The 26,080-nt window shown below is 42.3% G+C and carries 26 protein-coding genes and 2 pseudogenes; 9 read left to right on the top strand and 19 right to left on the bottom strand.

The window, feature by feature from the left end; translation table 11 throughout:
• Nucleotides 1-314 precede the first annotated feature (314 nt).
• Complete coding sequence (locus Ga0451573_RS09110; RefSeq protein ID WP_231683587.1) at nucleotides 315-1,181, top strand: flagellin N-terminal helical domain-containing protein; 867 nt, start codon at nucleotides 315-317, stop codon at nucleotides 1,179-1,181.
• 75 nt (nucleotides 1,182-1,256) lie between these two features.
• Here the strand turns inward: Ga0451573_RS09110 and Ga0451573_RS09105 are convergent.
• The 3 genes and pseudogenes from Ga0451573_RS09105 to Ga0451573_RS09095 all read right to left on the bottom strand — a co-directional run bounded on the left by Ga0451573_RS09105 (nucleotide 1,257) and on the right by Ga0451573_RS09095 (nucleotide 2,877).
• Nucleotides 1,257-2,273, bottom strand: a pseudogene (locus Ga0451573_RS09105) (permease).
• A 17-nt stretch (nucleotides 2,274-2,290) separates the two neighbouring features.
• Complete coding sequence (locus tag Ga0451573_RS09100; RefSeq protein ID WP_331459408.1) at nucleotides 2,291-2,545, bottom strand: thioredoxin family protein; 255 nt, start codon at nucleotides 2,543-2,545, stop codon at nucleotides 2,291-2,293.
• Nucleotides 2,542-2,877 (bottom strand): ArsR/SmtB family transcription factor, encoded by a 336-nt coding sequence (locus Ga0451573_RS09095; protein WP_231683711.1) that lies wholly within the window; start codon nucleotides 2,875-2,877, stop codon nucleotides 2,542-2,544. The genes Ga0451573_RS09100 and Ga0451573_RS09095 overlap by 4 nt, the downstream gene beginning before the upstream one ends.
• 210 nt (nucleotides 2,878-3,087) lie before the next feature.
• Between Ga0451573_RS09095 and Ga0451573_RS09090 the strand changes: the two genes are divergently transcribed.
• The 3 genes from Ga0451573_RS09090 to Ga0451573_RS09080 all read left to right on the top strand — a co-directional run bounded on the left by Ga0451573_RS09090 (nucleotide 3,088) and on the right by Ga0451573_RS09080 (nucleotide 5,197).
• Entirely contained in the window at nucleotides 3,088-3,726 is a 639-nt protein-coding gene (locus Ga0451573_RS09090) for a TetR/AcrR family transcriptional regulator (RefSeq protein WP_231683583.1), read from the top strand.
• Nucleotides 3,727-3,730: 4 nt separating this feature from the next.
• Nucleotides 3,731-4,576: a DUF6544 family protein gene (locus Ga0451573_RS09085; RefSeq protein WP_231683582.1), complete on the top strand. Its 846-nt coding sequence runs from the start codon at nucleotides 3,731-3,733 to the stop codon at nucleotides 4,574-4,576.
• A gap of 72 nt (nucleotides 4,577-4,648) precedes the next feature.
• Entirely contained in the window at nucleotides 4,649-5,197 is a 549-nt protein-coding gene (locus Ga0451573_RS09080; protein WP_231683580.1) for a flavodoxin domain-containing protein, read from the top strand.
• Here Ga0451573_RS09080 and Ga0451573_RS09075 read toward each other — a convergent pair.
• From Ga0451573_RS09075 to Ga0451573_RS20285, 8 genes and pseudogenes are all read right to left on the bottom strand, one after another.
• The gene (locus Ga0451573_RS09075) at nucleotides 5,194-5,520 is read right to left on the bottom strand and encodes a YnfA family protein (RefSeq protein ID WP_231683578.1); all 327 of its coding nucleotides are present in this window, start codon (nucleotides 5,518-5,520) and stop codon (nucleotides 5,194-5,196) included. The two genes, Ga0451573_RS09080 and Ga0451573_RS09075, sit on opposite strands and share 4 nt — an antisense overlap.
• Nucleotides 5,521-5,673: 153 nt before the next feature.
• A complete protein-coding gene (locus tag Ga0451573_RS09070) occupies nucleotides 5,674-6,909 on the bottom strand; it encodes an NAD(P)/FAD-dependent oxidoreductase (protein WP_231683576.1) in 1,236 nt (411 codons plus the stop codon).
• A gap of 19 nt (nucleotides 6,910-6,928) precedes the next feature.
• The gene (cooS, locus tag Ga0451573_RS09065) at nucleotides 6,929-8,836 is read right to left on the bottom strand and encodes an anaerobic carbon-monoxide dehydrogenase catalytic subunit (protein WP_231683571.1); all 1,908 of its coding nucleotides are present in this window, start codon (nucleotides 8,834-8,836) and stop codon (nucleotides 6,929-6,931) included.
• A gap of 2 nt (nucleotides 8,837-8,838) precedes the next feature.
• Complete coding sequence (locus tag Ga0451573_RS09060; protein ID WP_231683570.1) at nucleotides 8,839-9,345, bottom strand: 4Fe-4S dicluster domain-containing protein; 507 nt, start codon at nucleotides 9,343-9,345, stop codon at nucleotides 8,839-8,841.
• Nucleotides 9,346-9,457: 112 nt separating this feature from the next.
• Complete coding sequence (locus Ga0451573_RS09055; protein ID WP_231683569.1) at nucleotides 9,458-10,099, bottom strand: Crp/Fnr family transcriptional regulator; 642 nt, start codon at nucleotides 10,097-10,099, stop codon at nucleotides 9,458-9,460.
• Between the two features lie 89 nt (nucleotides 10,100-10,188).
• Nucleotides 10,189-10,511 (bottom strand): annotated as a pseudogene (gene msrA, locus Ga0451573_RS09050) (peptide-methionine (S)-S-oxide reductase MsrA).
• Between the two features lie 20 nt (nucleotides 10,512-10,531).
• A complete protein-coding gene (locus Ga0451573_RS09045) occupies nucleotides 10,532-10,990 on the bottom strand; it encodes a GyrI-like domain-containing protein (RefSeq protein WP_231683568.1) in 459 nt (152 codons plus the stop codon).
• Nucleotides 10,991-11,123: 133 nt separating this feature from the next.
• The gene (locus Ga0451573_RS20285; protein WP_353740072.1) at nucleotides 11,124-11,267 is read right to left on the bottom strand and encodes a hypothetical protein; all 144 of its coding nucleotides are present in this window, start codon (nucleotides 11,265-11,267) and stop codon (nucleotides 11,124-11,126) included.
• A gap of 246 nt (nucleotides 11,268-11,513) precedes the next feature.
• Between Ga0451573_RS20285 and Ga0451573_RS09040 the strand changes: the two genes are divergently transcribed.
• Entirely contained in the window at nucleotides 11,514-12,152 is a 639-nt protein-coding gene (locus tag Ga0451573_RS09040) for a DUF3298 and DUF4163 domain-containing protein (RefSeq protein ID WP_231683567.1), read from the top strand.
• A 73-nt stretch (nucleotides 12,153-12,225) separates the two neighbouring features.
• On the opposite strand, the gene Ga0451573_RS09035 is transcribed toward Ga0451573_RS09040, so the two are convergent.
• Entirely contained in the window at nucleotides 12,226-12,405 is a 180-nt protein-coding gene (locus Ga0451573_RS09035) for a small acid-soluble spore protein H (RefSeq protein ID WP_231683566.1), read from the bottom strand.
• Nucleotides 12,406-13,076: 671 nt separating this feature from the next.
• On the opposite strand from Ga0451573_RS09035, the gene Ga0451573_RS09030 reads away from it, so the two are divergent.
• Both Ga0451573_RS09030 and Ga0451573_RS09025 read left to right on the top strand, forming a co-directional pair.
• Nucleotides 13,077-17,069, top strand: a complete 3,993-nt coding sequence (locus Ga0451573_RS09030) for an S-layer homology domain-containing protein (RefSeq protein ID WP_231683565.1) — start codon at nucleotides 13,077-13,079, stop codon at nucleotides 17,067-17,069.
• A gap of 207 nt (nucleotides 17,070-17,276) precedes the next feature.
• Nucleotides 17,277-17,897, top strand: a complete 621-nt coding sequence (locus Ga0451573_RS09025; protein ID WP_231683564.1) for a TetR/AcrR family transcriptional regulator — start codon at nucleotides 17,277-17,279, stop codon at nucleotides 17,895-17,897.
• Nucleotides 17,898-18,743: 846 nt separating this feature from the next.
• Here the strand turns inward: Ga0451573_RS09025 and Ga0451573_RS19785 are convergent.
• From Ga0451573_RS19785 to Ga0451573_RS09005, 5 genes are all read right to left on the bottom strand, one after another.
• Nucleotides 18,744-18,878 (bottom strand): hypothetical protein, encoded by a 135-nt coding sequence (locus Ga0451573_RS19785; RefSeq protein ID WP_269438186.1) that lies wholly within the window; start codon nucleotides 18,876-18,878, stop codon nucleotides 18,744-18,746.
• A 225-nt stretch (nucleotides 18,879-19,103) separates the two neighbouring features.
• Nucleotides 19,104-19,268, bottom strand: coding sequence for a hypothetical protein (locus Ga0451573_RS09020; protein WP_231683563.1), 165 nt, complete (start codon nucleotides 19,266-19,268; stop codon nucleotides 19,104-19,106).
• Between the two features lie 319 nt (nucleotides 19,269-19,587).
• A complete protein-coding gene (locus tag Ga0451573_RS09015; RefSeq protein ID WP_231683562.1) occupies nucleotides 19,588-19,836 on the bottom strand; it encodes a hypothetical protein in 249 nt (82 codons plus the stop codon).
• Nucleotides 19,837-19,974: 138 nt separating this feature from the next.
• Nucleotides 19,975-20,439 (bottom strand): hypothetical protein, encoded by a 465-nt coding sequence (locus tag Ga0451573_RS09010; protein WP_231683561.1) that lies wholly within the window; start codon nucleotides 20,437-20,439, stop codon nucleotides 19,975-19,977.
• A gap of 169 nt (nucleotides 20,440-20,608) precedes the next feature.
• On the bottom strand, nucleotides 20,609-21,988 hold the full coding sequence (locus Ga0451573_RS09005) for an ISLre2 family transposase (RefSeq protein ID WP_231683560.1): 1,380 nt from the start codon (nucleotides 21,986-21,988) through the stop codon (nucleotides 20,609-20,611).
• 224 nt (nucleotides 21,989-22,212) lie between these two features.
• On the opposite strand from Ga0451573_RS09005, the gene Ga0451573_RS20280 reads away from it, so the two are divergent.
• Nucleotides 22,213-22,275 (top strand): putative holin-like toxin, encoded by a 63-nt coding sequence (locus Ga0451573_RS20280; protein WP_353740071.1) that lies wholly within the window; start codon nucleotides 22,213-22,215, stop codon nucleotides 22,273-22,275.
• Nucleotides 22,276-22,991: 716 nt separating this feature from the next.
• Nucleotides 22,992-23,234 carry a hypothetical protein gene (locus tag Ga0451573_RS09000; protein ID WP_231683559.1) on the top strand — a complete coding sequence of 81 codons (243 nt, stop codon included), beginning with the start codon at nucleotides 22,992-22,994 and terminating at the stop codon, nucleotides 23,232-23,234.
• A gap of 109 nt (nucleotides 23,235-23,343) precedes the next feature.
• On the opposite strand, the gene Ga0451573_RS08995 is transcribed toward Ga0451573_RS09000, so the two are convergent.
• The gene (locus Ga0451573_RS08995) at nucleotides 23,344-25,059 is read right to left on the bottom strand and encodes a DGQHR domain-containing protein (protein WP_231683710.1); all 1,716 of its coding nucleotides are present in this window, start codon (nucleotides 25,057-25,059) and stop codon (nucleotides 23,344-23,346) included.
• Entirely contained in the window at nucleotides 25,031-25,975 is a 945-nt protein-coding gene (locus tag Ga0451573_RS08990; protein ID WP_231683558.1) for a DNA-methyltransferase, read from the bottom strand. The genes Ga0451573_RS08995 and Ga0451573_RS08990 overlap by 29 nt, the downstream gene beginning before the upstream one ends.
• Between the last annotated feature and the right edge of the window lie 105 nt (nucleotides 25,976-26,080).

Genomic DNA, 26,080 nt, shown 5'->3' with positions numbered 1-26,080 from the left:
ATATATTTAATATTATTTATATGTTTATAATATACACACTTATGCAAAAAAGCAATGTTTCGCTTGCCTAAATATGATTCATCACTAATGGTAAAATTTCAAAACTTAAAAGGATTTAAGAAATTTCAGGAAGAATTATTATTTAAAATAACAATGATTATTGTTATTTGATTTCGACTTCATCTCATGCTTCCGGTAGATCCCTGATTACGGCATCCTATAACGGCTTTACAATTCAGTTCACAGTCTCCGTTAGGTGATTCAGTTTAATAATGTAAGATAACAGGCCTATTAACAAGGAGGTTTCATGGCTCATGAGAATTAACCATAACACGGCGGCATTATTTTCTTATAACAGGCTGAAAACGGTTACTTCAAAGAAGAATAAGTTCATGGGAAAACTGTCTTCAGGGAAGAGGATAAATAAGGCTGGGGATGATGCCGCCGGCTTGGGTATTTCGGAAAAAATGCGCTCTCAGATAAGAGGCATGAGAATGGCTGCCAGAAACGCCCAGGACGCTGTTTCATTGATTCAGACAGCAGAAGGGGCTTTGAATGAACAGCATTCTATCCTGCAGAGAATGCGTGAGCTGACAGTACAGGCAGCCAGTGATATTAATACAAGAGAAGACCGTGGAAAAATTGAGCTTGAAGTAGCCAAAATGATTGATGAACTCGAGAGGATTACCATTCAAACAGAATTTAATACCAAAAAAATATTTCTGGGAGCTGACGCGGACCCATATGTATTTCAAGTCGGGGCAAATGAGGGCCATACCCTGGAGTTGAATATTAAAAGGTCTTTGATACCTTCTTTCGGCTACTTTGTCTGGGAGGCCTCCGGGTTAATTGCAGGCGGACCGGGGAGTGACCGGATTATTGATTTGTCGGACAGCGCCAAAGCAGAACAGTTCCTGAGGGTTACCGACAAAGCCATTGCAGATGTATCCAATGAACGGTCTAATTTAGGGTCCACTCAAAACAGGCTGGAATCTGTCATTTCCAATCTTAGGGTTGCAGAAGAAAATCTGACTGCTGCCGAGTCCAGGATCAGAGATACTGACATTGCTTCATCCATGGTACAGTATACAAAGAGTCAGATTATTGAACAGGCCTCACTGGCTATGCTGGCTCAGGCAAACCGTGCCCCACAGGGAGTGCTGCAGCTGCTGGGTGATTAGCCCTGAAATTTCTTATCAATTAGCGAGAGATATTGAGAAAAGGCTCCACGCCTGGAGCCTTTTCTTGCTGCCCAACTATCCGAAAAGATATGATGTTGCATTAAAAAAGTAACCCATAACAACAATTCCAACCGCTACTATCGTGAAGAAGACTGCCAGGAGTTTGGGTTTGACCACCTTTTTCAGCATAATCATGGAAGGCAGCGATAAAGCTGTAACCGCCATCATGAAGGACATTACGGTGCCGACGCCAACCCCTTTAGCTAATAACGCTTCAGCTATCGGCAAAGTGCCAAAGATATCGGCATACATGGGAATGCCTACTACTGTTGCAAGTATCACCGCAAACGGGTTATTGGCCCCAACCACATTTTCTATAATTGACTGGGGAATCCAGTTGTGGATTCCCGCCCCTATCCCGACACCAACCAGCACATACAGCCATACTCTTTTGACAATGTCTCTGACTTGATCCGCGGCAAAGGCTATTCTTTCTTCACGTGTCTTCTCAACAACTACCGAGTCGACATTTTCAATTTCCCTGACATAACCCTCTACATGCTTTTCCAGACCTAACTTGTCAATAATTGTGCCGCCGGCAACTGCCAAAACCAAACCGACAATGACATAAGCTATAGCAATTTTAGCTCCGAAAAATGACATTAATATCAATATTGATGCCAAATCTACAAGTGGCGAGGATATCAGGAATGAAAAGGTAATTCCCAACGGCAGACCTGCCGAAGTAAAACCGATAAATATCGGTATACTGGAACAGCTTCAGAATGGGGTAATTGTTCCCAATAATGCGCCGAGAATATTACCTTTGATACCTCCCACCCTGCCCAAAATCTTTTTGGTTCTTTCCGGCGGAAAGTAACTTTGAATGTACGATATGCCAAAAATAAGCACTGACAATAAGATGAAAATCTTAATCGTATCATAGATGAAAAATTGGATGCTCCCCCCAAGTCTCTCCTGGACAGACAAACCAAATACCTTTTCCACCAACAGACTTACCGATTCTGAAAGCCATGTCATTCTCAAAAGCTGGTCATTAAGCCAACTAAATATCAGGGTTAAAATCTGCATAAAACTTCACCTCTCAGTTAGCCTTTGGCAGCTTCTGTAATAACTTCTGTCAGCTTTGCTTTAGAAGGCACACCGCCCGACAATTTTACCTGGCCGTCGATTACCAGAGCAGGAGTTGACATAACACCAAAAGACATTATTTCTTTAAAATCTGTTACATGAGTGACACTGGCATCCAGGTTCTGTTCTGCCAGTACATCAAAAACCATCTGTTCAAGTTTGATGCAATTAGCACACCCCGCACCCAATACTTTAATATCCAAGCTAATCACCTCCTTTTGCTTTTTGCTTTCTTACTTAATAGCTCTAAAGTTTCATTAACCTGGGTAACCAGGATATCTTCCACTAAGTCCAGTATTTCAAAGATCTGGGGATAGATTACCGAATATATGACCTTTAGACCCTCTTTCCGGCTGGCTACGATATTCTGTTTACGCAGAATTGCCAGGTGCTGGGACATGTTTGACTGCTCCACATCCAAGTCCTCGGTAAACTCACAAACACATTTCTCTCCATCAATCAGGTGCTTTAATATCCGTACCCTGGTCGGATGGGCAAGGGCCTTAAAGAAATCGGCTTCCATTCCAAACAGCCTTTCATTCATCATATCACCCCTTAGTCATAACAATTTTTGAGGCTAATCAAAAGAAATTAATCTTACACTATATTATAATTTTATAATATAACTATAACTGCTCGCTGTTTTTAAGTCAATATTTTTGCATAATAATTATTGACATTTAGAAAAATAAACACTATTATATTGTTAAACAGTGTTTAATTATTTAACACCGTTAGAATGGAAGGTGTTGTTTTGGGATCTAAAGAACGCAAAGAACGGGAGCGCAGGGAAAAACAGGAACTCATCTTAAAAACAGCAGCTAAGATTATGAAAGAGGATGGTATTGATAATATCTCCATTAGGAAAATTGCATCCAGAATAGAATACTCACCGGCAATTATCTACCATTATTTTAAGGATAAAGATGAAATATTAAACCATCTGATGCAAAGAGGTTACCGGAAAATACTGGATGGGTTGGCTGCAGCGCTGGATACCACAGATGACCCAAGAGAAAAACTCAGGCAAATGACGCGAAATTACATTGAGGTATCTCTGCAAATGTCTGACGAATACAAGGCTGTACAGCTTAACAGCACGCCCGGGGTTGTAGCGCAAACTGCCTCTCTATTCAAAGATGCCGCCGCAAAAAAACCGGCCCTGAAAATTCTTTTCCAGGGCCTCAAAGAAATTTACAAAGACAGAGACATAGATGACAATGATATTGAACTGACAGCTCAGATCATCGCCGCAAGTACCTTTGGCCTGATTATACGCCTGATCATGGAACAGGACTTGGTTACTGAAGAACACAGAATTAACCTTATTGAGCATTTCATAAAAGTCACTGTTGACGGAATAGTACTGGGGAACATCCCGGAAAGGAGTTGATGAAATGCCAAAAGTAATCAAGATCGTCCTTGCATTTGCTGCAGCTTTACCGGTTCTGCTTCTGATAACGTCATTTATTGCTAATTACCTGTTCACCTATAATGCGGGAAAAGAGGTCAAAGCGCTGTTTAATAACATCGGCGATAAAAAGGAAATTGTCCGTGAAACGGACCTGGAAGGGCTGCCGCACAGTGTCCAAAATTGGCTGGAACGCTCTCAGGTTATCGGAAAAGAGAGAATCAAAACAGTTTACCTGAAACAGAAGGGCCTGATGCGAACCACTGAAGACGGAAAATGGATGCCTGCCGAAGCAAAACAGTACTTTAGAGTAGACGAACCCGGCTTTATATGGACAGCTAAAATCAGGATAGCACCCGCCGTCTACCTTGCAGGAAGGGATAAGTATTATGAAGGAAAAGGCCACATGCTGATTAAGCTTCTTTCATTGATACCTATCGCAGATTCCAAGGGTGAAGAAATAGACCAGGGTACGCTCTTGCGATACATGGCCGAAATGCCTTGGTTTCCAACGGCAGCCTTAAGTAACTACATCAAATGGGAGGAAGTTGACTTCAACAGAGCCAGAGCGATCATGAGCTATGGAGGCGTAACCGCTTCAGGGGTGTATGAGTTTAACGAAAAAGGGGAGGTTGTCAGCTTTACAGCCAACAGATACCGGGAAGTAAACGGCAGCTTTGTGCTTCAGGATTGGGGAGGTCTGACCAGGGAATACCGGGAATTCAACGGTATTAGGATTCCCAATAAAACCGATGTCGTCTGGAAGCCGGAAACAGGTGATTTTACCTGGTATAAGTTAGAAGTTACCGAAATTGAATATAACGGGACATAGTGAGCTGTTGCTGTTTTACCGCACTGACACCCGAAAAATATAGCCCCAAAACAGATACAGGAGGTCAAGCCCATGAAAACATTAATTATTTACACAACGAAATATGGCTGTACTGAAAAGGCTGCTAGTATATTGAAATCAAAAATGACCGGTGAGGTTTCGGTTGCGAATATTGCACGAGAAAAGGCTCCCAGCCTGGAGCCTTTCGACAACGTAATCCTCGGCGGATCAATATATGTAGGCAAAATTCAGAAGGCTCTTACCAAATACATTGATAACAACCTGCCGGTTTTACTGGGTAAGAGAGTGGGGCTCTTCATATGTGCCGGCCAGCCGGAACCGGTTTGCTCCAAAGAGCTGGAAGACAGCTTTCCGGAAGAATTATTCAAACATGCAGTGGTCAAAGAAGTATTCGGCCATGAATACCGCCTGGAAAAGGTCAGCTTTATTCATAAGATGATACTGCGCAAGGTAGCAGGTGTAACCGAATCTGCTTCTGCTTTGTCAGAGGAGAAAATCACGAGTTTCGCGAAGGTAATGGAATATTACTGCACAAGGTCTGATTTTCAAATAGAAGATTGCAAAAAAATAAGCCGCTTCGTAGGCGGCTTGTTTTATTAATGCCTGGGAGCCCACAGAATGACAGTCACACCCACCAGACAAATTAAAGCTCCAATCCAGTCATAAAGGTCGGGAGGCTTTTTGTCAATTCCCCAACCCCATAATAAAGACAGAATTATAAATACTCCGCCATAAGCCGCATAAACCCTGCCGAAACTGGGGAATTTCTGCAAGGTAGGAATAATCCCATAAAAAACCAGGATGATTCCTCCTATGAGTCCATACCATGCCGGCCTTGCTTCACGAAGCCATAACCAGACAAGATACCCTCCGCCTATTTCCGCCAAACCGGCAAGTATAAACAGAGCCACAGCGTGTACCATACCAAAACTCCCTTCCCAAAAGCAGCTTTTCCTTTTTACACTTAGTAGTATTTGCATTATATAACCGCTTTTATCGAAAGGTCAACAAGTTTTGAGTTAGTAACCCTTTGATCTGGACGAACTTAAGGGTTGTCTATTAAACGTTTTCGCGTTCTACCATACAAGCCTCTGTCTGATGTGGCCCTGTTTCAGCTCATTCTTGGCGCTGCCAAGGGGGACTTTTTCCCTGATGAGAGAAGTCAGGATTCCGGCCCGGGCGGTCTTACCCACCATAATATAACCTATCAGGTTATCTCCTTTAAACACCAGCCTGCGGTAAATATTGCATCCGGGAAACAGCTTGACGACTTCATACTCGTCCCCTTCCGCCTTGGGGTTACCGGCGGCGATTGTTGACAGGCCGAAGAAATCTGCTGAATTCATGCCCAGCGACCCTTCATAAACAACAGGGCTTCCGGCCATGTTCCGACCTGCCGCTGTTCCCTGTTCGGCGGCATTGGGCCAAATTGCATTAATGCTCCTTTGTCCGGTCAGAATATCAAGAGCCTGGGCTACATCCCCGGCAGCATAAATATCAGGGACAGTTGTTTCCAGATGCTCATTTACCAAAATGCCCCGGTCTGTGTCAATGCCGCTTCCCGACAAAAAGCCGGTGTTAGGGGTAACCCCCTTGCCGATGATGACAACATCTGCCGGAATGGTTTCACCTGTTGTCAGCTTAACACTGTGGGCAGTCATTACCCCGTCGATTGATTCCCCAGCTATTTCAGCGGCATCAGCATAAAACTTAATGTCCAGCCCATGACTGATGAGCAGGTCACCCAAAATCCGGGCAGCCTCGCGATCCAGCATTTGCGACAGGATTTGCCCTGAAGACACTATGCAGGTTACCCTCAGCCCGGCCTTCAATAATGCATAGGCCGCTTTCAGGGATACAAAACCCCCGCCCATGACCACAGCATGTCCACCCTGACCGGCACAGGCCGCTATCCCCTTGGCATCATCCAGTGTGCGCAGACCAAAGACACCTTTCATTTCTGCACCAGGTATGTCAGGGATCACAGGGGAAGCCCCTGTGGCAATCAGGAGTTTGTCATAACTATAGACGTGTCCGTTATCTGTGCGCACCACGCGTGCTGCAGCATCGATCCCAGTTGCCTTTTGCCCGGTGTTTAGGATGATTTTGTTCCGGGCATAAAAATCTGCATTCCTTATCATCATCTGTTCATCAGACATCTGCCCCGCCAGGTAATATGAGGTCAGGCATCTTGCATATGCAGGATACCTTTCGTCACTGATAATATCTATCTGCCCTGACTTATCAAGTCCGCGGATGGTTTCAGCGGCAGAGACACCGGCAGCGCTGTTCCCTATAATCAGATAGCGCACTTATGCCACCCCCGTCCCATTATATGCCAAGGGCTTTGCGTTTGGATTTGATATGGTCTATCAGCCCATGGGCTGCTTTAATGGGGTCTGTTTCCACATAGAACCTGCCGCCAAGGAGGCTCTCGGCAGTATCCCCGGTAAGAATCTCAGTAACCATTTTGCCTCCAATAACCTGTGGGACAATGCCAAGGTGAGTCAGCAGCCCGAGAGAAACAGCCCAGGTTCCGATGCTGAGGGCTTTTTCATGCTGGTGCTCAGGCGCGGAAGCGGCTACCGGTAAATCTTTGATGGGTACTTTGAGATAACCGGCCAGTGCATTTAACAAATCCCCAATCCGGGAATTATCCACACAACTCCCCATATGAAGTACCGGAGGCAGCGGGGCGCCGATTCCGGCGGCATTTCCAACAGCGGTGAGCACAGCCTTAAGGGTATCCCCGGCATATTTCTCAGTTGCTTCGGGAGTCATCAGACCGGCTTTAGCCAGAGCCTGAGCAGAACACCCGGTAGTTACCACCAGAACATTATTTTTTATCAATTCTTTCACCATATTAACATGGAAGGAATCCTGGGCCACTTTGACGTTATTGCAGCCGACAGTGCCTACTGCGCCAAGAATATTTCCATTGGCAATGTTATCTACCAGGGGTTTCAACGGATTATCGGCATCCAATTTTGCCAATGCGGCAACTATTGCCTCCACACTGAAGCCTGCCATCATTTTAGTTTTTACATTGGGGATATCAACCCGGCTCTGATCACGCCTTTTGTAATTCTCAATAGCTTTGCGCACAATTTCTTCAGCCTTTTGGTCGGCTTCACCAAGATTGAAGTCAACATGTTCGGCGCCCGGTATTTTCACTATTGGTGATGTGGTAAATATCTTGGTATGGTAACAGGCAGCCACTCTGGCCAGAGAAGGCATGATACACTGAACATCTACAACCATGGCATCAACAGCCCCGGTTATAATAGCCAGTTCCTGGGCCAAAAAGTTGGAGGCCATAGCCACACCCTGACGCATCAGGATTTCGTTGCCGGTACAGCAGACACCTGCCAGTTGAATTCCCTTGGCCCCCACAGCCAGAGCCTCACCGGAGAGTTTCCGGGCCCACTCGACGATTTTTTCCGATAACATGGGTTCGTGACCATGGACCACAATGTTGACATGGTCTTCCCGGAGTACTCCCAGGTTGGCCTCAGCGACCACCGGAGATGGTGTGCCAAATAAAATATCCTGGATGTCGGTGCCCAGATGTAAGCCGGCATAACCGTCAACAAGCCCCTGCTTTACAGTTGCCAGGATCAGGTTTACCGGGTCGGCATCCATACCCATGGTAGTCTGGTGCAGGGCTTCCCTGATTTCCCGGTCAGGATTTCGGGGCAATACCCCTAACTTGCTCCATGTTTCTACCCTTTCTTGCGGCGCTGTAGCCACAAGCCATTTCAGAGCGGAATCAGAATGGTTACCGAAATCAGACCAGGCAATACCGACGATTTCTTTGGCAATATCATTATCAGATTTGTTTTCTGTCTCGATCCCTAACTTCCCGGCAACTGCCAAAAGCTTGTTCCGGTCTTTGATAGAATATGCGGCACTTCCCCCGGCAACAGCAGCCAAAGTCTCCACTGCCTCATAAGCGTGGTCAACATGGGCCGCTGCTCCGGCTGCCACCTGCCTCAGTAAATTGCGGGCCACAATGAGGTCGGCATCTGCGCCGCAAACCCCATATTGCGGGCCATCGCCAAATGGGTCGATACGACACGGCCCCTGGTTGCAGTGCCTGCAGCAAAGTCCGGTCAGCCCAAAACCACACTGGGGCTGTTGGGCCTCAAAACGGTCCCAAACTGTCTCGATCCCTTCTTTGGCAGCTTTTTGAATCATTTTCCCCGCAGCGCTGTCAATGGTTTTCTTCAAATAATCCATACTCAAGCCTCCCCTCCCGCAACAAATTTTGTCAGGAATTCTTTTCTTCTGGTTTTATCAAACCCACTGATTTCAATAAATTCTATGGCTCCGGTAGGGCAGGCTTTAACACATGCCGGGTCATGCCCTCCGGAGAGACACTGGTCACACTTGACAGCCTTTTTCTCCTCTTCATTGGGGACAATAACCCCGTACGGACAGACCATAACACACATCCAGCAGCCGACACACTTCTCCTCGCGGTTTAACACCAAACCTGTCGCTTCGTCCAAATGCATGGCGCCGGTCATGCAGGCAGTGACACACTTGGGCTCGCGGCAATGCCGGCATTGGACCGGGATATTAACTGTGTTCTCCCGGTTTGTCTCCACAGCAACTCTTCTGACCGGCCGCTCCCCATTCAGAACAGCGGCCAAAAAATCCTTGCTTCCGGAATGAACTGCACTACAGGCTAGTTCACATGATTTGCAGCCAACACAGCGTTCTGTTTTAACCAGTATCTGTTTCATTTGATTCCCCCTCTCTTTTTTCTTGTGACGTCACCTATCTGATTATAATTGTAAACAAAAAAGGCGGGATATTCTGTCATCCCGCCGACATTTTTAGAATCTTATTTAGATTTTAGCTCAGGGCAATCAGCATCTCCATGTCCCTGACAATATAATTTTTGCGGTTTACAGTAATAATCCCGGCAGATTCAAACCGGTTGAGAATAGTAGTTACTGTCTGCCGTGAGCTGCTGATAAGACCGGCAATCTCTTCATGGGTCAGGCCAAGTTCAAATTTAAGTCCTTCCCCGGTAGATATACCTCTTTCCCGGGCAGTTTTCAGGAGCAGGGAAGCAACCCTTGAGTTGACCTCTTTAAAGGCCAGGTTCAGCAGGGCATCATTGGTGTTTTTCAGGATGACACCCAAAATTTTCACCAGCCCGGCAGCCAATTCCGGGTTCTGCATCAAAACCTTCTTAAAGCCTTCAGTACCGATATAGAGAATTTCCGCAGGCTCCAGGACTGTGGCATTGGCCTCTGAATGCAGACTGTAAATATCTCCGGAGTGTAGAATGGTTACAATTATTTCTTTGCCTTCAGGCGATAAATAGGATATTTTGACCCGTCCCGACTTAACGAGGTAAATATAGTCCTTAGAGGAATCATCAAATCTTATTTGCTCTTTCTTGGCAAAACCGGCATACGAAAAGCAGCTCAAAATATGCTCTGTTTCCGCTTCGGTTAACCCCGTAAAAAGCTTAAATTTATTAAGCATAGCCTCTTCCTTTTATCATTGGTAGTACGAGTTATTATAATTATATTCTAAATCATTTTCCAGCCTGAGACAACCAATAATAATTTACTCTAGTTCTGGTGATACTCTTCTGCCGGGAAAAAAGCTGTCACCGGTAATATTTGAGTCACTATGGGCCGGGTAAATCGCCCACTTTCGGTAAGGGCGTTCTTTGATTTTTCTGCACTCAGCTTCTGCTCTTCATTGTGGTAGAAGATTGCCGTTCGGTATGATTTACCCCGATCATATAACTGCCGCCAGGATCTGTGGGGTTAACCTGACGCCAGAAGATTTCCAAAAGCTTGTCATAGGATATCACAGCCGGGTTATAGGTTATCTGCACAGCTTCGTAGTGGCCGGTTCCCCCGGCGCATACTTCTTCATAGGTTAGCATATGGCCAGGTATTTCTTCCCTTATTTTAGAGGAAAAACAATCTTGGTCAAAAGCTCGCTTTCCGGCACTTCCATCGGGGAATTATAGTAAAATTCATAGGCCACTCCGGTTGGTACATATCCTTTCTCCTGAATCCACTTGGTTACAGCTTCATAAACAGGCTCCATCCCCTGATACGGTCCCTTGTGCATACTGGAGACCTGTTTCCCGGCCGGGATTTCACCGGCTTTGATGTCATCTTTCCCTTCAAGAGGCCGCGGGACAGTAAAGCCCATCTCCACATCAAGGTTTTCCATATCCATGTTGTAATATGCCGCAAAGGCAATTCCCGACGGTTTTTCACCACTTTCACCAAGATACTGGATAATAGCGCCATAAGCCTGTCCCAACTCCTGGGGCAGATTGGCCACAGACGTCTTCTTCCGCATCGAAAGTACCGGTTGAGCCGGTTGTTCAGTTACCTCAATTTTGTAATCCATATTATTTTGCCTCCTTTGGTCTTTTTAGCTTGCCTGTCCAGTTTCACTATTTGTTCATGACCTCATTGTAGCCCATTCCCGGCTCGGCTGTACCTGCAGTGCACAAGGGTATACTTTCCACAATGCTGCGCACTTAGAAAAACGGGGCGCTGAAGATTAGGTCAGAATCGTTGTATCCTTTAACCAGGTGGCGGCTTGACGGGTCTAAAAATGTTACGTTGACACGACCTGTAGACAGGGGATAACTGACAGCTCCTCCGCAAGTGGAACCATTCATCTGCATCACTTACACATATTCTGTTAGATATCATAACAGTATTCTATTCCGTAATCTTCCGGTCTCTTCTGCCAATTTGATAATATTGATTCTACGAGGGTCAAAGTCAGGAAACCCCTGGGACAGATTAATGGCATCACATCATACCCGAATTGGAGGTTCACAAAAATCAGAGCGCAATTCACATAAGTAGGTAAATCTGGGTATTGTGTAGTATCAGTATCGTATAAAAGGCAGGTGGGTTAGATGAGTTACATCCCAGCTCTGCAGATTATTACACAAAGGATAACATTGCAGGGAAACAGCTATATAGATTACCCTGTATTGGTGGGTATGGTAAACACAGCCATACAGGACAAAATCAACTATACTATTCTGTCCATGGTAAATAAACTCTACAACGCCCAAGTCAGACAACTGCTGAACCAGGGATACCCTCATATCCTGCCCATGGATATTATGGGATGGTATGAAATCAAGACTAATGAACGGGGTATCCTGAGTTTATCATTAGGCAACTACACAATGACATACCCAGCTGCTCATGGCTGGACCACGATAAAATCATTAACCTTTGATATTCAGACAGGAAAACTTTATCAATTGTATGATCTGTTTAAGCCAGACAGCAACTATATGCAAGTTCTTTCAGACCTCATATCGGCACAGATTAAAGCCAGAAACATTTCTCTAATCAGTCCGTATAAAGGAATAAAACCCTGCAGCCAGGATTACTATATTGCAGATAAAGCTCTGGTGATTTATTACCAGCTGGTAGAGTTCACAGCTTATGCAAACGGGTTCCCTGTATTCCCAATATCCGTATATGAGATTGAGAACCTGATAAAACCGGGCGCTCCTCTAGATAAAATGTTAGCGCCTTAAACAAAAAGAATGGCTGCTGATTAACAGTAGCCATTCTTAATTAGCTTTCATATTACACTTTTACCTGTTATAATTAGTATTCTTCTAAATTAGTTACCGGAACGCTCTGTTTATGATTTGGGTTCTCTAACGGGTGAATTGTAGCTATTTGATTTTCCTGATCCACATGTTCAATATAAACACGGTTTCCGTTATAAGTTACATTAGCCATAACCGGTGAAGCGGAAATTTCCTGCGCTCTCTGTGAATCCATATTGCACCTCCTTTGATAGCTGTTTTAGTATTTGCACCAAATTATGAAGATATACTTATAGATAAGAAAACTTGAAGATTCTTTGCTTTTTGCGCCTGTTTCACCTGTTAAACACAAAAAGGCGCCCAAATGGTTGGGTGCCTTTTTGCAGCAGTATCATAAATAGATGGCCTTTATTTCATCATTGCTCAAGGCATAATTGTATATTCTGAGTTCATCCATCTTACCCTGGAAGAGCGGGCGAAGGCAGCAGGCAATGTCCCTCTACAAGGAGCTGGCAGCTTACCTGTTGAAAGAGTTTGGCGTAACACCTTCGGCAGAGCTATACCCGGTTTGCCGGACACAAATGAGTATTATGTATTTGACCGCCAAACAATTTTTATCGACGTTTTTCGCTATTTTACTCCCTATATTGACAAGTATAGCCAAAATTTATATAATGACTATAGTCAGTGACTATAGTCATTATATAAATTTTTTATATTTGTCCTCCCTTACGACCGTTCTTTTAAAACTCTTTATATTCCATCTAGAATTCTTCTTAATATTTTGCGATATTTAATTCGATGTTTAATTATAGTAACGATACTAGCTGCAAGTATTGCTTTTCATGTAAATGCTTCGATTAGTATTTTTTTTTGAATTAAAATTTTTTAGCGGAGGTGTTGTGGGTGTTAACAAAAAGTAAATATTTGATTGTAGTTTCTTTAGTCTTAGTGCTGGTTTTTGCTCTCAACTTACCGGTATATGCCGGTGAAGTCCAGGACATTAAAGGGCACTGGGCTGAAAACCAGGTTGAAAACTGGTTGCACAAAGGCTTAATAAAAGGATATAGTGATGATACCTTTAAGCCTGACAGAAATATCACCAGGGCAGAGTTTGTTGCCCTGGCCAACAAGGCTTTTGGCTATAATCCCGGAGTCTCACATAAATTCAATGACGTAGAAGAAACTGACTGGTTCGCAGGGGACATTGCCAAGGCAAAGGAAATCGGCTATGTTGCAGGTTATTCCGATGGTTCTTTTAAGCCTAATAATAATATTAGCAGACAGGAAGCAGCAGTAATTATTTGTAATATCCTGAAATTGGATACCACAAAATATCAAAATGTTTTAGCAGGTTTTAGCGACTCGGGAAATATCCCCAGCTGGAGCAAAGACAAAATTAATGCCGCTATCAGTTTAGGCTTCATGGCAGGCTATCCCGATAAAACCTTCGCTCAGGAAAAACCGATTATCAGGGCTGAAGTAGTAGCGGTTCTTGATAAAGTTGTCGGTACACTATATAATACTGCGGAAACCTTTGGTCCGGAAACAGGTACTCAGACTATAAACGGTAATGCAACAATAAGCAAACCGGGAGTTACTCTGAGGAATACCATAATTGAAGGAAACCTCTACCTCACAGAAGGAATAGGTGCAGGCGAGGCAACCCTGGATAATGTGACTGTAAAAGGTCTCACAATTGTGAGCGGGGGTGGTATAAACAGTATCATCGTTATTAATTCCTCCCTTGGTTCTGTGGTGATTGATGTGCCGGATGGAACAAAAGTAAGACTTGTGGCATCAGGTTCGACCGATATCTCTTCTGTAGAAACCAGGTCAAATGCCAAATTAGAGGAAGGCGAACTTACCGGACTGGGATTTAATGAGGTAGTGGTTCAGGTGCCTGCAGGCGCCTATGTAGAATTAATGGGAGAATTCAGTAATGTTCAGGTACAAAACCCAAATGCCAAAGTAAGCCTGGTTGAGGGAAAAATAGAGCAATTAGACGTGAATGACAGGGCGACAGGAGCTACTCTTAACATTGCAGCAGGTGCTGTTGTTCAGTCCCTTACTATTGATGCCAGTGCTTCTATTACAGGAACAGGAGTCATCCAAAAAGCAGCAGTCAACACATCTGATGTTGTCCTTCAATCTAACCCGATAAGTATGACCATCGCTCCCGGAATCTCTGCAAATATAGCCGGTACTACAGTTACAGAGTCTTTTGACAGCAGCAATAATACCTCAACCGGAGGCAGCGGAGGCACTTCTACGCAAAAGGCAGCGACACCCACAGCAAACCCGGCAGCAGGGGCTGTGCTCTCAGGAACAGAAATAACACTGGCATCAACCACAGCAGGTGCTGCCATTTACTACACGACAGATGGAAGCACACCATCAACATCAAGCCTTCAGTACGATCCGGAGAATAAGCCCGTTATAAACACTGCTAAAACCATCAAGGCCATTGCAGTAAAAGCGGGGATGACAAACAGCAATTTGGCAGCCTTTGATTACACTATTGCTGCACCATTATTACCTGAACCTTTTGTCCCTGGTGCAGGCGGCAGTATTTCGGCACCATCTTTTGTAAGTGAACCGGGACGATTTGGTGGTTTGTATATAGTGACAAGCCATATTATTGAAGGCGTCTGGGAACTGGTTCTCTCTTTCCTGCCCTATGGAGATTATCCCGATGGCGGCCTTGTTCTGCAGTGTTCCGGTGATAATGGTGACACATGGGCAGAGGTTACGAGCTATGATAACTGGGGCGATATGTTTATCCTTTACCCGGATGCGCCTTATCAATACCGTCTGGCCAGTACCGGAGAAGAGGTATCCACCTCCAACACAGTTGAAATCCCTATGCCTCATATCAATGCAAACGCATATTTTGATCGGTTGGGGATAAATTCGACAGTGACTGATGCGGATGGCTTTTACATTGAGCCTCCATATGCGGGCAGTGGTTTGCAGGCTGATACAGGAGTATTTGATCCGTCATGGAACAGCCTTTTAGAGGGCTTAAGCTATCAGTGGTACAGGGTTAATCCCATTACATTTGAAATGAATCCCATTGAAGGTGCAACAGACACGCTTTACGTTCGGACCGAAGCAGATACCGGGTATCTGCTCCTGGTGCGTGGCTCCCTGGCTGGTGACAACGACGGGGTGTTCGCACAATCCCTTTATAGTGATGATTGGTATTCCTTCACCATAATTCCGAATAAAGCATTTATGACCAATTTAACTCAAGACGGCTTTACCCTGAATCTCTATAAAGGTGTCGAAGGTATAAACCCGGAGGATTTATGGCTCTATGATTATAATTCCTGGAACGACATCTCAATAATCTCAGTGACGCAGGGAGAAAATGACGCCATATATCATGTGGCAGCAGCAATTCCGGAAAACTCAAATTTCCTGTACCTTGAAAATAGCTCTACTGTTTGGTGGATTGTAACAGAGCAGGAAGATTGGCTCGAACAAGGACTGGAAATTTCCAAAGCCCAAACCATTGACATTTCAGAGCATGTTAATGGCGGTTTAATAGAGGGGGCCGGATCAGAAGGATTTTCCCTTGATACTACACCGGGAGCAGAAAGAGTACATATCGCTGCAGGAACTTCTCAATATGCAGAGTATAGCCTCACAATTACGAATTCCGCCCAGGGTACAGTGCAAACCGTTGCAATATACTGTGAGGATTATAGCTGGACCGCTGCAGTTCAGACTACAGTACTGGAGCTGTCAAATCAAATTGATACCGGTGCGGCAGCACAACTGCAGGGAGTTTCCGGTTTCACCCTGAACAGCGAAGCCAAAAATGTTACCATAGATGAAACCCAGGATGTAAGAAACCGTAAATTCTACTTCAACGTTTCCGGCGGAACAAATGACGGCAAGCGATACAAAGTATTTTATGATGGTTTCTGGCAAGCGGAAGAAGTTACGGCATTAATTACAGCGATAGAAATTGCCGGACCTGATACAATAGAAATAAAACGGTACGAAAACTCAACGTCTACAACGTACACGGCAGTGGTGAAGGATCAAAACAGCGATCCCATAGCGGATGAAGCGGTTACCTGGTCTATAAAAAATCCCGCATGGTATATGAGCGTGGGAGCAAACACAGGAATTGTAACATTGCCATACTATACCACTGAGTATTTTGAAAGCATCGTGTTAGTAGCAACCTCAACAACGGACAATACCGTGAAACTGGAGAAGACTATTAACCTGACAATTGAAGCCAGGAGAGAAAATAACATTACCGGTACATCGGTAGGAGTATTGTCCGCCGGAAACATCGACGCAGTACCCGCCGGAACCAAGGTCAGCGCCTTAAAGGCAGGATTAACAGCAGCCGTGGGAGCAACGGTTGAAATATTGACGGGATCCGGAGGAAACGCAGTACCGGATCAGGAAACCACAGATGTAACAGCAGATATGATAATTGAAGTAACGGCAGAAAACGGCGATAAAGCGGAATACACGATTACGATGGCAACTTATGCTATAGATCTGGTTGACTTCCAATCCACAAGCCTAATTGGCGATACTCTCGTTTTCAACTGCGGTCCTTACGGTTTGGCAACATGGTATAGTTGGGATGATGTCTTGGGTGGACCTGTATATGTAAAAAGGACAGGAACCGGAGCTATAACCAATCTGACAGTGACAACCACAGCGGAATTTGGGGTATGGCTGGATCACCCATGGCAGATACCGGGTGGATGGACAGATACGTTAGATGAGAACACACCAACTGAGTTATTCTATGTTTATGCTATTGAAGGCTTATCACCCGGAACGCATACCGGAACTGTTACACTGACTGCTGACAACGGGGTAAACGTATCTTTTAACGTATCTTTTTTAGTGGCAAACCCGTAAAAATACCCTGTCCCAGCAAAGCTTAGCCAGCGCAGATAATCTAATTCCTAATTACGGTTTAGGTTCTTAACAAAGATGCCCCGTGGTAAATCTTGCGCCACAGGGCATCTTTACAATTTTTCCGTTAGCAGCAAATGTATTTATATGGTATAATTACCTATAATTATATAGTTACTGCTAATTACTAAAAAATTTGGAGAAGAACGCATGGGTAAAAAGAAATCAAATAACAAAAAAATACAAGCCGCGGTAACGAAAAAGAAAATCTATGATACTGCTCACCGGTTATTCAGTGAGTATGGTTTTGATAATGTAAGTGTGGACTCTATAGTTGAAATGGCAGGGGTATCTAAAGGGTCTTTCTACGTGCATTTTGATTCGAAATATTCACTGGTTGCTGCCCTGATTGCTGATTATGTAAACGAAGTAGACTTAGGGTACAAAAGCTATTTCGAATCATTTTCCGCTGACTCAATGGCTTCGGATTTGATAATGTCTCTGATAAATAAAATAGTCGACGTTATCACCTGTACTATGGGTTATGATATAATGAGAATCTTATATGAAGCCCATTTAACAAGAACTATAAATACTGATTCTTTGTTAAACCCCAGTAGATACCTTTATAAAATATTTGGTAATATAATTAACCATGGAATACGGCAAGGGGAATTCAAAAAAGAGATAGATGTTGAAACAATTACAAGACACTATGTTTTGGCCATGAGAGGACTTACATATGAATGGTGTATACGATACCCCGATTTTGACTTAAGAAATCAATCTCTGGAACACTTTGAAATACTGCTAACAGGTATTAAAAAATAATAAAAATTGAAAATCACTCGAAAGGGTGATTTGGGAGATAAATGTTTTGGTTATACAGTTGTAATGGTATTTTCGGATGTCAATATAATGCCTCCTGATAACGAGAGCATCCCTACCACCACAATAATATCCCGTTTTTGACCCTTCCAAAAGCTACACCTGTTAAGTCAAAGGTTGTTCCGGAATCACGCCTAACCCAAGTCCTGCCGCTATTGTAGAAACTAGAATAGTCCCCTTGGCACCTACGGCCACAAAATAAGCAAATGACCCTATGCGGCCTGCTGTAACAGCCAAAAGATTATCAGCAGTTGATTTCCTTAGGGTCCATGTAACACCGTCAGGACTTGTTAGTATAGTTCCCTGATTCCCTACAACTACAAAAGTTCCTCTGAAAATGGTGCTGCATAATATGCTAACATAACACCTTCCGGTACATTACCTAGAAAAAAGGAGCATTACACTTAATTTTCTCATATTATGTTTTTTGCTGCAGAAGTGGTTGTTAAGATATAGAATAAATGCACTCATTGAGATCCCGAACCGGTTGTACAAGGTATGAGTTACTGCCCCTGATGCCGGCAACTACCAGACAACCCTGATCTGATGGGGCTGCCCCTTTGTGGTGAATCTTTTGCTTCAATCCTTCTTATGGAAATACTGTTGTGTAAGTACGGGAACCACTATGTACCTCCGGATTTAATTAACTTATTCTAATTCATGTCAGTCTTTGCAAGCCACGGATACGTAGGATTTTTTTCGTACTTCCATGAGGGCGTGCAAAGGCCAACATACCATTCTGCAATAAACTTTAAGAAACTTAAAATCATCTGCATGCACCTCCATTTCTTATTTTTTCATTTTGATTACTCCGTCCGGGAATACTATAAACACCTCTGTTTTGGTTTCCTTTAATAAAAATCCAAGAGTAGTGATGATTTTTTCAGTATTCCCGAGACGATTTTTGACTGTTGTTGTCAACATCTAAAATCCCTCCCAGGAATGTTTTTTTTGTGAGGGTGGAAAGAGTTGAACTGAGCTGCACCCCCACAATCACAAAAGGACTCTCCCGGAATTAAACACTCCAAGACAGTCCTCGTATTCCCGATTAACCTTATAGGTATCCTAAAAAGGTTATGTAGGAAAACAAAAAACCCTACCTTGGAAGCTCACAAGCCTCCAGATAGGGCATTAATACTAAGTGATGACCTAGCTAAACGACCCATTGAGACTTGCACCAACCGGTTCCTTCACTGATTTATTCTGCTTCAGGAAAAGGCCATGAAGAACCAAACCATGTTCATTACCACAATCTATGGCAACAGCGTTATCAATATTGTTATGTTTTTGTAATCTATGCATCATTGAGGTCACGGTCGGTTCCTCCTTCTTCCGTATTGGTACAAATGTTATTATTTGTACAATGTATACAATATACCATGGATGGGATTTGATGTCAATAGTTTAACTGGGAGTTAACCCTTAACAACCCCAATCGCCTTTAATCTTGACATTCTTCTTCCTCGAAGCCCCCCTATATGGCTGTTCCCATATTCTTTAAAAATATTATGAATTTCCCCAGCCATATAATATTATACGTCATTTCGTCATTATTTGCCTATTTTTCCAATAATTTGCTCGTTTTCCCCAGTGCAAAGTTGCATATTAAGTAATGACTTAACGCCGGTAGAATTTAACTGTCAACTAATAATTTTTTTAATAGTTCTTCTGAAATTTGTTTCTCCGAATAAACAGCTATATTATGCTTTTTAATTAGTGCCGTTGTAACGCCTTCACCATTTCTTACAAATATCATTTTTCCTTCTCCCTTATTGCGAAATCTGCTTTCGAATTTCGCCGCCACGGTAGGAATGCCGGTTGCCCGACGCCCCCCGCAGTTGGTAAGCCAAGGGAATTTCTTCCCTCTTTCTCTTTCACTCATTATCTAATCTGAAAATCCGTGTAAATCAGTGTAATTCGTGGCTAACTCTTTTTTCCTTACGGCGGTTAACCTATTACTGTTTAGCAACTCTATTAATTAAAGACAATAACTGGCCTATAACCCAATCATCAGAAGCACTTAACGCTGTTTGTATTTAAACCAAGCAGGAATTTCCTTGGTATCAAATTCCCCCCCTAACTTACCTTTCATGAAAAAAATCAATTCTGCGACATTCTTTATTTCAGATCCAACGCTTATTTCGTTATTTATACTCTGGATTTTTACGATAAAACTCTCTTTCCAACTAAAATACAAATACGAAAAGTAACCAACTTCTACATTTGTTACTTCATCCCATCTAATGAATCTTTCTATTTTATTTTTATAACCAATGCCTTCATCAGTAACGAAAATGACAGCTTTTAATTTATTGTAGTAGCACGCTACACCGGTTGAACCCGTTAAAACAAGAATTAATGCAAATAAAATCTCGGGTTCAAATAAATGAGTACCAAAGACAAGTTCATACACCGTGGCAGAAACTCCAAACAAGAACATAACCGCAAAGATGATTAGGGCTCTTTTCTTATAAGTAAACTCCATAAGTAACCTCCATAAGTAACCTCCATAGACTTAGCACAGGCGATTTCGTTAACGTATCTACCCAAAACGAAACTTTCCCGCCTGCTGTCCGGCATGATTTTTGTTCCGGCACTCTGGACAGTGTCAACTTGTTGTAGGATATTCTTCAAAACAGCCTTCTTTGGAATGATTAAAAACCAAGTCCACCATTCTTTATGGTATTTAGAAGTCTACGGATATAGAGCACCTTCCCGATGCTTATCACTGGCATATTGTCGAGTTTGTCCAGTTCATATTTTTGAAGTACTTTCGCTACCTTTGTCAGTTGTTTTTTTCTCACTTTATAGGGCAAAGGCTTTTCAGCCTTCAGGTGTTTGACTTCTACCCGGCCACCGTTACTGCAAAAAGCCCGTAATTCAGACATGGCCTTTAATCCGGTCTTGCTCCAGCCCATCGGCCGGCTGCTTAAACGGCTTGATAAAACGTGGCTTACGTGACCTTCGGTACAACTGCCTCCACACACTTCTTTACTGTATATCTCAATTCCTTCCCAGTTGTTTTTTATGTACTTCTGGAAATTATGGATTTTCTCCTGCTCATTTTTGCTCACAGCGGTTTCATACATCTGGTGGACTATTTCCCTGAACCTTTTCTTATCGCCTTCCCTGAGTGCATAATATATCTCTCCCCGGCGCTCCTTCTGTCTTCCGGTTGCTTCAATAATTGACCGGTTAAGATGATATTTGTCCAACACCATTTTCACTTTGGGCAGCCAGTTTCGCCCCCGCTTTATCCAGGTTGCTCCGTCTCCATGCAGGTATATTCGCTTTATTGCTTCTGCTTCATAATTATCATCTATCCACGTTGCCGCTTCGACCCATAAATCCTCAGTATTCTTCCCATAGCTGCATATGTGATGTATATTTACGCAGTTGCCACGCCGGCCTCGTTTTTCTATGCCCTCATGTATGCTGATCAATGGCACTATTGCATTAGTCCCATCCTGCATCGCTACGTGGTCCTCATCTGCTTCGACATGTAAAACCCGCACACTTCTCTTTTTCTCCGGTCGGCTTATCTCCAGTCCATTCAGCAGCCTGACCTTTTTCATCACTGTCTGCCTGCTGATTTCCCCACCACTTACATGCCTGCTGCTCTCTCCATATGAAGATTCACTCGCATGTTCCACCAAAACCCTGGCCACATTCCCTGATATGCGTTCATACCCGTCAAGACCTGCCGCCTTATCAAGCAAATACCCGTATTCCCGGTTCCGCTTATCATAAAAGTAGGTCCTCTCAAACTTTAACGGGCCAAACAGCGTATATAGCTCCCTTTTGTCAGACCTGCGTTCAATGACTATTCCTTTTCTTCTGCGACCTGCCTTATCATCGACTATCGCCTGATCCAGGGCCTCCAAATATACCTTCATCACATCCAAAACAAAACTATCTGTTTTCTCTTTTAAGCCTGTTTCCATGTCTTCGATTTTTTTGACCTGGTCCTGTCCGAAAACACCTAAAACTTCACCAATGAATTTTTCACAAATCTGTAGTACAATATTACTCACAAGAGACATCTCCTTCCTGGCCAATGGTCGTGTGGTTACTTCCATTTTACCAAAAGAAGGATGTCTCTTGTTTTTATTTGTCCTACAACAATTTTACTCTATGGAAAAACAATCCGGCAGAACAAACGTTTGGCAGCAATGGCCCTTTATGATATAATAATACCGGTACAACTGCATAGGTGCAGGGTGGGCGGTCATTATCCCCATAAGAGGGGGTGGTGACTATGACTGTTTTTGAGAGCCTGGCATTAATGATTGCTTTTGCATCGTTAATTGTTTCAAAATAGTCACAGCAAAAGGAAAACAGTAGCCCCCCTGTAAGTAGCTACTGTTTTCTACTAAACCCATGACCGCTCATCTTGTGCGGAACGTTGTACCATAACCGGGTGTTAGCGCACCCGGTTATTTTATTATAATCACTTTCTAACACTGATTATACACAGAAAAAGGGGAAAATGTTTGTGTAAAATAAAGTTGTTTACTGGCTTTCCTTATTTCTCAAAGGTTTTACATTCTTCTATTACAACGGATTTTCAAAATAAGTTGTTTACTGCAGCTGATCAACAAACGAAACTCTTAAAAATATAGAAAATAAAGTCGTTTACTATAGCATCTGATTTACTTATCAATACTCCTTTGAGTTTATCACTCTTGTATTAATAACACCAAAAACAGCACAAAGAACTTTACTTTAAATAATGCTACAAAATTCCATTTTTTATTTACCAAAAGGATTTGGCCTTCTCCCAAAAAGCTACAGTCATTATAATTAAATAAATGAAATCATCAAATTGGAGATAAAAACATATTTCTAACCCTATTATATTATATTCTTAAGACAATCTGCATAAATATTTTCGAAAAACAAATAATCAGAGAATATAGCATACTGCCCCAATACAGTTTCAAATGAAGGTTCGTTTAAAAAGATTAGCTCAGCTGTAACTACTTCAAATACTAGAGTCAGGAATCTTGTGTTGCTGTATGTAAAGGAGGAGTTTCATTGCGGTCGATAATTAAGTTGACAATAAGTGGTGATGTGTTTTTTTTCGAAGATAACGGATTCACTCTAGAGCAGAAAAAAAATCTGCAAAATGTGGCCGACATTGTATCTCAAAAAAGACTACAGCAAAAAATCTCAAATGAAATAGAACTTTGTTTATGGTTCATAAATGAAGTAAAAGCTAATTTAGGAATCGGCTTAGAGCAAGTTGAAGTCTCATTCGTGGTGAGGATCAATTACTAATCCCAAACAGAAAAAATAATTAAAGTGACACAAAGATGGCGTATCCTGCTTAACAAAGCCAAAGCTACCTTTGTGTCACTCTAATTATTTAAGGGGATTAATATTTTAACTATACTTTATCTGGTTCTAGCTTAAATGCTTCTTGAAGAATCTGGTTAGAGAACTTTCTGTATTGACTAGATGTATAAGTAAAGACATCTTTTGAAAAATCGACGTTTAAGCTCTTTAATTTTTCATCGTAAAAATTAAAATCTTGTATTCCGTTACTTTCTAGCTGGCGCGTAAACGCAATAATAAAACCGTTTATTGACGTTACAGATAAAATCTTCGAATCGTTAGCCTCCCAAGCACTGCGAAAATTCTTTTTTACCGCGGAAAAATACAGCTTCAGTTGATTTGCGCAAAAATCAATATAAGACTCTAAAGCATCGTCCTCTTTAGCAAGTACAGCTTTTTTATCTCCATCCCAATACGTAAATAAGCTTACCTTTCCGTCGGCTGGGCTTATTGCAACTAGATAACGCAGAGCAAATTTGATAATGGAAGCAACTTTAATCTTTGACTCATCCACTAAAGATAACCTAAACATATTAAGGAATACGCTCTCTTTATTTAACTTTCCAATAATACGACGTGCTATACCTATATCAGAGAAAGGGTTGCCAATCATTTGGATATGTAGCAACACATCTGATGGAACAGATTTTGCGTTTGAGTTAATATCAGAAAAAATTTGGCTTTGAATCTGAGCCCTTTCAATTTTGGGCATATCTGAAGGAAAAATAAGTCCAGTTACTAAAAGGTGCAGCCTTTTTCGCAATTTCGAAATTTTCTTTTCCAGAGCATCATTCTCAGGACCTTCAAAATGTGCAAAAATCCTGTGTTGTCCATCAATAACGCAGATGCTATTCCATTCATCACAAATCTCTAATTTACATTCCTCGTAGTCACCAATTCTTTCAATTGAGATAGCGTCCCCTGAAGATCCCACAAATCGAACGGTATTCGGTAAAGCGACTATGATGTTATTATAAAATGCTTCTCCTTTTTCGGCTAAAAATCGTCGAATCTTTTTGATTTTTTCCGTATCAATTAAGCGTTGATATAACCAAACCGAATCTTCCCAATTATCTTTTCTTAGTACATAGCATGTGTTGAGCAATAGTTCTGCTGACATCATAAATGATACAACACGAACACCATTGTAGAGGCCGGTTGAATCTTTGGGGTAAATAATCGGTGCCTTAATTGTCTTTTTCCCGGCTTCACTTGTTGATATTCCAACCTGATCTTTCTTTAAATCTAAGAAACGGAATATTTCGTAACGGGAAGAAAGCTTTATGCTTTGAGATATTCTATGAAAATAATTCAAAGTCTGAGGATCAATAAATATAATGTTGTCATACAATGCAAGATCATCTTTAGACAAATTTAACTCATTTTGCGAAAAATAAAGATTAAACACCATGTAGCGTTCTTCTCCATATCGGCGAAGACATTCTTCACTATCAGGAAACAACTCACACAACCATTCAAAAAAAGTTGAGAGATTTTCTTTTATTTCGTTAAACGCCTCCTTTTTTGTACGAATATGATCTTTGTCCTTAGAAGATGCTCCAGTATCTTCACATATGAGTATAATATTTTCATATATAAAGATGGAGTCAATTTCAATGACACGATTGCCAATTTTTTTATGCTTGTTCAAGGTGTTTAAGTGGTCAAAGCCTGCACTAGTAAATATAGTACGAATCTTTCTGCGGAAAGCTGCATCTCTACGCTGAGCTAGTTGCCGATCAGTTAGTTTCTTCTTTTTCTTTCTCATCACACAACTTCCCCCTAGCCCTTGCAAATTCAGTCGGTAGTTTCGCAACCGAAGAGTTTAAATCAGGTTCTGCAACAGGTATATCCTCTCGAATTCGGACCTCTCCGTTAATAGTAGCTGTAATTCGTTTAACTGAGATATTATAATATTCGGGAAATATCTCTGCGCCAACAAATCTGCGATTCTCTAAAATAGCGGCTACGCCGCTAGTGCCGGATCCTGCAAATGGATCTAAAACAAGCCCATCTATAGGAGTCAATGCTTTTATCAGCCTACGTGGAATTGCAACGGGAAACTGACAAGGATGCTCGGTCTTTTCCACATGTTGAGCTTTCACATTAGGAATGTCCCAAACATCTGATGGGTTTTTTCCTAGAATATTCCCACTTAACTGCCCCTTGTTTGGACCCTTATATGATTTTTTCCCAGGATATTTTTGTGGTATTCGTATACTATCAAGATCAAATTTATATCCATTACCTTTCGTAAACCAGAGTAACATTTCGTGTCTACCACTAAACCGTTGTGTGCTGTTTAACCCATGTCCAAAAGTCCATATTATGCGATTACGCAATAATAAAGGATGTTCTAATTTTTTGCTTTCTTCTGTAAAAATAGAATACACGATGTAATCGAGTGGATAAACAGATGAATTATTAACGTGATAACCTACCTGCCAGCAGATACTTCCTCCGGGCTTCAGGATTCTATATAAGTCAGGGAAAATTTGCTCATGTTGATTCTTGAAGGTTTCAATATCATCATGTGCATTTTCGTATGCTTTTCCGATACAATATGGAGGAGAGGTAATTATAATATCTACAGTTTCTTCAGGGATTTGTTTTAGGAGCTTAGTACAGTCTCCATTATAAAGTGTTATTTGATTATCCATTCTAAATCTTTTATATATTTTCATAAAGATGCTCCCAAAGTGTACTGAATAACATCAAATATCAGACTTTTATCTTCCTCCTGCGGTTAAAATCGACATAAAAAGTAAATAAAAGAAGGGTAATGGTAA

Origin of the sequence: Phosphitispora fastidiosa (assembly GCF_019008365.1) — a bacterium.
GTDB classification, from domain to species: domain Bacteria; phylum Bacillota; class Thermincolia; order Thermincolales; family UBA2595; genus Phosphitispora; species Phosphitispora fastidiosa.
This window is presented reverse-complemented; position numbering and strand designations above follow the sequence as displayed.